We start from the raw sequence: 6,637 nt of genomic DNA, 5'->3' as shown, positions 1-6,637 counted from the left end.
GAGTTTGAAAAAACGATGAGGAACAGCAAAAAAGCCGCATAAATTGCATCCAGAGGAATCTAAATAAATGCATCTCAAAAAAAAATATCTGACGAAACAAAATCTCTAGTGTACTATTGCAATTCCATATATAGACGGACAGTTCGTTTGTCTTCCTCATATTAAGAAACTTAATGAGAAACAATTAAAGTATACAGACATACTGGTGTATGTCGCTCTAAGATCCTTCGATAAGCTTGATGGTTGCTTTCCTATGTATGAAACAATCGCCGAGAGAGCAAGGTGTTCACGAAGCTATGTATTCAAAGCTATCAAACGTTTAAAGCAAGCTAAATTAATTACTGTTCGACCATCAGCGAAGCGGACTGAACAATGTAAAAGTCCTGTTAACGAATATGAGTTTGAAGAATCATATCTATTTGAGAGGATTCACTATAGCATATTTGATGCTGAACTGAGCTTGTACGACAAAGCAATGATTTTGAATCTGAGGCAGTTCTTCGGGCGAGAATATTTAAACCCTTTGTACACTTTGAAGGATATCGCAACGGAACTTGGTTTAACTTATAAGATTGTAAACCAGAGAGTCAACTCATTGATTGCTTGTGGTTACATCGAGCGTGCAATCGCCACTCCCAAGAACCGTAAGCCGCAGAAAAAATACAAGTTCACAGAAAAGATGGATTGGATATGGAACTACAGCAAGATCGAGCTACCAATTGTAAAATCAAAAGTGAAGCTCATCGTTGGATGAGCTTGCACATTTTGTTTGAAAGTGGGGCTTAAACATACTAACCTTCAAGATAATTGTGCGATCTATTTGAATTCTTATCTATCTGGTTAAACTTCTTATCACCCAACTTAACTTTTCTTACCGACTTATACTTTGAGCTATAGAGTCCCGTTGCTATTTCCTTTGCAGTTCTTAACTTACTCCCATTGAAGTAATCAGTCTCGAAGTAAGTTCTGATATCAGTTGCTTTCAGATTTGCTTCTAAACCATATTCAGCAAAGAGAGCCAGAAGTTTTTCTTTAACATATTGAACTTCATAAGGTACACCAATTATGAATGTAGAATACACTGCGTCAATGATACCTTGACTTACCTTGCCCTGTGCCATGTCCAGTTTGCGGAGAGCAGCTTCAATTCTCGTTTTAGTACCGAGCTGTTCAACCTCATTGAACCCTAAAATGTTTACTGCATTCGTTATAAGTGGAAACCTTTTACACATGTCTTGATAATAAGCGTCTGCCCCATCAATACCTTGGTTGTTTTCATTAGCAATAAGTTTAACAAGAACTTTTGCTATGCTGGATTTCGAGTATCTACCTGCTCCTTTAGACATCGAAATCATATCTTCATCAAGATAAATCTTTTTAGTTTCCGTAAACTCAAACAATCCTGATTTGATATAAGTTAAACCAACTGCAAGGTCTTGGCAATAGCAAAGTTTAAGTTGATGCTCGTAAAGAAAGTTATCGTATTTAAAATGGTCAAGGTCACCGTGCTCATTCAACAGATTTGAATAAGGTGTTACACGTTTAAGTGCTTCACCATATACTTGTTGTTTGAGATATGGATCATGTGTTGTTGCCTGTAAATTTTGAATTTGATGGTAGCGTTTCCTTGAGGTATCAATATCTGCAAGCAAGGTTGGTTCTAACTTCACTGCCTTATTAGTTCTGACACCTACAATATGTGTTGCATTTCTATAATTGTCGGGCTGCATTGCTTTAGGGTCAGGCTGTCTGAATCGTCCAAGAATCTGATAGGTGTCGGTATTAGGGTCAATGATTGTATGCTCAACATAGTTTCTATCAGTTAAAATCAAAACATCAGGTGTGATGCCATTCAGCTTGATGTCAAGACCATTGAAAAAGCTACTGGTTAGAATATTGATCTTGCCTAGATTTTCAGTTGTGATTTCACTGTAGCAATTCGTTTTCATACCCAAGTGATTAAAGACAGCAACTCCATCCTCTGAGCAAAACACCTTTGTATCCTTTAAGTCAAACTTGGTTATTAATGAATGGATACCTTGTATTGAATTAAAGAACACGAATAACATTTCTCCATCGTAGTTATCAATGTATTCCTTGAAGGCTGCTCCCAGATTGTTCACAATCTTTAGATCAATCCTCTTTCTTACCCCTCTAGTGTGATTAACTTTTGTCTTCTTGAAATATTGCAGTCGTGGGTCGCTTGGTATAAAAGGCGTAGCTGAGATCATTGCTTTGTTTTGAAAGCAGAAGAAGTCGTCAACACAAGAAGATATGTTTACTCTAAACTTTATATCCTTGGTGAGCTTGTGACATTCGTCCATCAGTATAAAATAATCTGTGTATGGATTACCACCAGTGATAAGAATAGCTTTTATTAACTTCTTAAGACCTTCTGGAGTAGATATGAATTTGATGTGTCTACCATTGGCATTCTCAATGTGAGCTACAAGCTCCCCCTCTTTATACTTTTCTGTAACCGGATGGAGGTAGTGTTTACCTTCTTTATATGCGTACTTGCTTTCAATTTGAGCCTTGTTAGGTACCAGAATAATACTGTTACGGTTTGCTTCCAACTCACTGTATGTAGCTCCCCATCCTGTTAGTACCTTATTAATTAGAGTATTGTTGGGTATAGGTCTTAATCTTAATTCATCCCACATGGTTGGTTCTGAAGTAATTATTGTATCGTCGTAGTTATCGAAAGGTATAATCATTGTTGGTTTCTTTAATTGTGTAAATCATAAAATAGGTTATCGTAGTAATCGTCTGAGGCCTGTATTTGCTCATCCATGTCAAGAATAGCATTGGCAATTTGAAGCTCGACTATTTCATCATCTTCTCTTATCTGCTTGTCCCCTTTTAGACCGGAAGAATAGACAGGTTCAGTTCGGGAACATTCATCGGGCTCTTCTAATATGCTCCAGTTACAGAAGTGTAAGCCTAGAGGGTTATTTAGGAAGTCAAAGAAGGATGCACGAACATTAATTGTACTTCCAATTAAGCTTGTAACATCCACCGAAGCATTGACAACTCGATTGAATTCAAATACACCTGAATCAATAAGCACCTGATTGACAGGAAGAAATTCTTCATTGTGGCGTAGCTTCCATAGTGCAACCAGTAGTGTTTCTTCTTCAATTGTTGAAACAGATTGAATCCTGTAATATCCAATGCGTGATGTGGTGGTTGTTCCAAAAGTGGGCTGCAAAGAGTTGTAAAGTTGCAGCGTAGAAAAGTTATAGTGTGTTGCCATAAGTGATATCTTTCATCTGTTGTTATAAAAGTTAATAATCATTAGGGGCAATCACATCGATATCCCAGTTGATATAATCATCATTAGGTTGATCATCAAGGGCGTTGATAAAGCTATCAACGATTGCGGTGTAATCGCTAGACTTGGCGATTCGGTTTAGCTCTTCTAAACTAATTTTGTTTACTTTGTTATCTGATGTATTCATAATTATTGGTGTGTGAATTGTTCCACAACACTACGAAGGTCTGAATACAGCGTGGGGCTATCGGCTACAGAAAGTAGCAAAGATTAAAAATAAATATAGCCTTGATTATGAGGTATATAGCTTTGCGTGTTTTGAGAACATCGAATGCATATAGTCTTTAGGCTCAGATGTTATCTTCTCGCCATCAATGTAACCAATCATGTCTAAAATACAAAAGAAGAGGTTAGCTTGCTGGTCTGTAAGGAGAGTTCCTTCCTGAGCGGTAAGATGAGTTTGCTCGATAAGGTATGGCTGAAGATAGCAGCATAGTTCAACGTAGAGCTTCCTTAATCTCACAGTGGGAACCTTGGGTGATTTGTTAGCTATTAACTTAAGCCTATCGATTTCAATTGTCTTACTTGACTCTGGGTTGTTTCCGAAAAGATCAAACAGAAGCTTCTCTCCAAATAGACCTAAAGGAAAGTCTTTACGCTCAATCCTATCGTAAAGCACTTCACACATCCATTTGGCTATCGCAGTATCTTTTATTGCACTGGCTGATGATAATGTAGGTCTAGCTACAAGCTGAAAATGTTCAGTTGGTCTTGTTTCTTTAAAAGTTAACAAGAACTTTGCTACCTCCTTAGATGTTAGAGCATGATTATAGTTCTCCCAGTATGCGTCGTAGCGAACCCTGATCTGTTCGTTCTTCAATAAGATTAAATATAAGAGTTCGTTATGATGTTCAGTGAGTTTATATTCTTCAAGCTTTTGCAGCAACTCGATGTTAATTCGTTTAAAGTTTTCTTCGCCAATATATTCAAGAGAAATCGAAGTTGGTTGCACTGTTGAGGTTTCATCTAAGATTGGGAAGTATGATCTTAATCTACTTAAATCTAGAAGAAGGGTTGTAGTGTACATCGAAGTAGTTTATAATGCAAATCAAAGATATGTATCTTCAGATAATAAAATAAAAACCTGCGTCAGTTAATGCGTCACTCAAGTAACAAATACCATGGTGATTGCTTGCAACGGTAGGGTAGAATGATTATATTAGTTCAATCAAATGCATGTAGCCATTACTGCCTTAACAACTACGCCAGCACCTCTTTAAAGCAAAAAAGCCCATCTTTCGATGAGCTTTTATTCAGTAGCGGGGAGCAGGATCGAACTGCCGACCTCAGGGTTATGAATCCTGCGCTCTAACCATCTGAGCTACCCCGCCGGGTAAAAATATTTGCTTATATTATCAAATATTTAGGTGGTTATTTTTTGGAGTTGCAAATATAGAATAAATTACCTTTCTTTAAAAAAATAAAATTAAAAAAATAGTCCGCGGTAGTATTCGGGCAATGAATTAACATGGCAGAAAAGAAAAAATTTACGCTTGAGTACGAGGTTAAATCGTCGCCACGAATTTTGTATAGCTTTATTAGTGAGCCAAATGGCTTATCACAATGGTTTGCAGATGATGTTAATTTTCGCGATCAGGTTTACACATTTACCTGGGATGATGAACAATTAAAAGCAAAGCTAATTTCGGTAAAAGAGAACAAATTAGTGAAGTTTAAGTGGCTTGATGATGAACCGCAATGCTATTTTGAAATGGAAATTGTGCAAGACGAACTAACCAACGATGTAGCACTAGCCATTACCGATTTTACAACAGACGATCTTCTTGCTGAAAAGAAATTGATTTGGGATAACCAGATTGATTACCTTATAAGTGTTTTGGGTGCATAAAATAAATATGCATTGTTTACCTTTGTAAGGTGAAAAAGATACATCTTCTAATTATAAAATCATTCATCAGGCCATTCTTTGCAACATTTTTCGTTGTGATGTTTATCTTGCTGATGTTTTTTCTGTTCAAATATGTAGATGATCTGATTGGCAAGGGTTTCGAATGGTACACCATTATCGAACTGATGTACTATCAATCGATGGTGCAAATCTCCATGGCCTTGCCGCTATCCGTGTTGCTCTCCTCTATCATGACTTTTGGTACTCTTGGCGAAAATTATGAGCTTGTAGCCATAAAATCAGCAGGTATTTCTTTACAAAAAGCCATGCAGCCATTGTTGGTGCTTATATTAATGTTAACAGCTGGGTCGTTTTTATTTTCCAACTACATTTTACCAAAAGCCAACCTCAAATTTTATTCTTTAATGTTCGATGTTAGGAATAAAAAACTGGCCTTCCTTATTAAACCTGGCGTTTTCAATAATAGTATTCCCGATTACTCCATTCGTGTAGATAGTAAAGATGAAGACGGGAAAATGTATGGCATTATGATTTACGATCATAAGGGTACCAATGGAATCCCAAAAGTTATTTTGGCTAAAGAAGGTGAGCTTAATAAATCTCCGGATGGTAAATACCTGATTTTTAATTTAAAAAACGGCGTAACCTACGAGGAGCAAGCAAGTTCAGGTGGTGTGTATAACCCGAGACAAATTATGTACAGAAGCCGTTTTAAGCAGACAGAACCAAAGTTTGATATGGCCTCTTTTGATATGCAGAAAACAGATCAAGGTAGTTTTGGCAACAATACGGTTATGTTAAATCTTGATGGCATTGATAGAAAAAGGGATTCATTAGTTAAAAAGATGGATACCATAAACTTGAATAGGGCTCGTAATTTAGGCAACAATTTTAAACAAAGTAATGTTGCTTTGGGTTACAGCAAAATAAAAATAGCACCCAAAAAAATTGATAAGGATATTCTTAAAAATATTCCAAATGGATTTAGGTTACAGAGCGTTCAAAATGCAGCAACTGTAGCATCGAATATGAAACAGGGGTTAGATTATGGTGCACCCGTTCAGGAAGATTTAAAAGGCGAAATTATTTTTACAAGTGTAGAATATCAACGGAAATTTACGCTTGCCGCATCCTGTATTTTGCTGTTTTTTATTGGTGCGCCACTTGGGGCAATTATCAGAAAAGGAGGAATGGGCTTACCAGTTGTAATTGCTGTTGTGTTTTTCTTGATATACCACATCATCACTACCGTTGCTGAGAAATCTGCCCGTGAGGGAAATATAAATCCAATATTTGGGATGTGGATTGCCTTCATTATTTTAACACCATTAGCCGTGTTTTTAACCTACAAAGCAACTGTAGATTCGGCTTTATTCGATGTAAATTATTATAAACAATTTTTTATCAAACTATTGAGGATAAAGCAAAAGTAG

The 6,637-nt window shown here is 36.7% G+C and carries 7 protein-coding genes and 1 tRNA gene; 3 read left to right on the top strand and 5 right to left on the bottom strand.

Going from position 1 to position 6,637, the window contains the following annotated elements; translation table 11 throughout:
* Positions 1–115 precede the first annotated feature (115 nt).
* Positions 116–754, top strand: coding sequence for a helix-turn-helix domain-containing protein (locus tag LUA86_RS13360; RefSeq protein ID WP_370634373.1), 639 nt, complete (start codon positions 116–118; stop codon positions 752–754).
* Between the two features lie 37 nt (positions 755–791).
* Here the strand turns inward: LUA86_RS13360 and LUA86_RS13355 are convergent, their stop codons facing one another.
* From LUA86_RS13355 to LUA86_RS13335, 5 genes are all read right to left on the bottom strand, one after another.
* Positions 792–2,717: a DEAD/DEAH box helicase family protein gene (locus LUA86_RS13355; protein ID WP_231463507.1), complete on the bottom strand. Its 1,926-nt coding sequence runs from the start codon at positions 2,715–2,717 to the stop codon at positions 792–794.
* A gap of 11 nt (positions 2,718–2,728) precedes the next feature.
* Complete coding sequence (locus tag LUA86_RS13350; protein ID WP_231463504.1) at positions 2,729–3,256, bottom strand: hypothetical protein; 528 nt, start codon at positions 3,254–3,256, stop codon at positions 2,729–2,731.
* 31 nt (positions 3,257–3,287) lie between these two features.
* Entirely contained in the window at positions 3,288–3,461 is a 174-nt protein-coding gene (locus tag LUA86_RS13345) for a hypothetical protein (protein ID WP_231463503.1), read from the bottom strand.
* 105 nt (positions 3,462–3,566) lie between these two features.
* Positions 3,567–4,361, bottom strand: coding sequence for a hypothetical protein (locus LUA86_RS13340; protein WP_231463500.1), 795 nt, complete (start codon positions 4,359–4,361; stop codon positions 3,567–3,569).
* 230 nt (positions 4,362–4,591) lie between these two features.
* Positions 4,592–4,665, bottom strand: a tRNA-Met gene (locus tag LUA86_RS13335).
* 137 nt (positions 4,666–4,802) lie between these two features.
* Between LUA86_RS13335 and LUA86_RS13330 the strand changes: the two genes are divergently transcribed.
* Positions 4,803–5,183, top strand: a complete 381-nt coding sequence (locus LUA86_RS13330) for an START-like domain-containing protein (RefSeq protein ID WP_231463499.1) — start codon at positions 4,803–4,805, stop codon at positions 5,181–5,183.
* Between the two features lie 29 nt (positions 5,184–5,212).
* The gene (locus LUA86_RS13325; protein ID WP_231463498.1) at positions 5,213–6,637 is read left to right on the top strand and encodes an LptF/LptG family permease; all 1,425 of its coding nucleotides are present in this window, start codon (positions 5,213–5,215) and stop codon (positions 6,635–6,637) included.

The organism is Pedobacter sp. Leaf132, from assembly GCF_920984695.1.
GTDB lineage: Bacteria > Bacteroidota > Bacteroidia > Sphingobacteriales > Sphingobacteriaceae > Pedobacter.
This window is presented reverse-complemented; position numbering and strand designations above follow the sequence as displayed.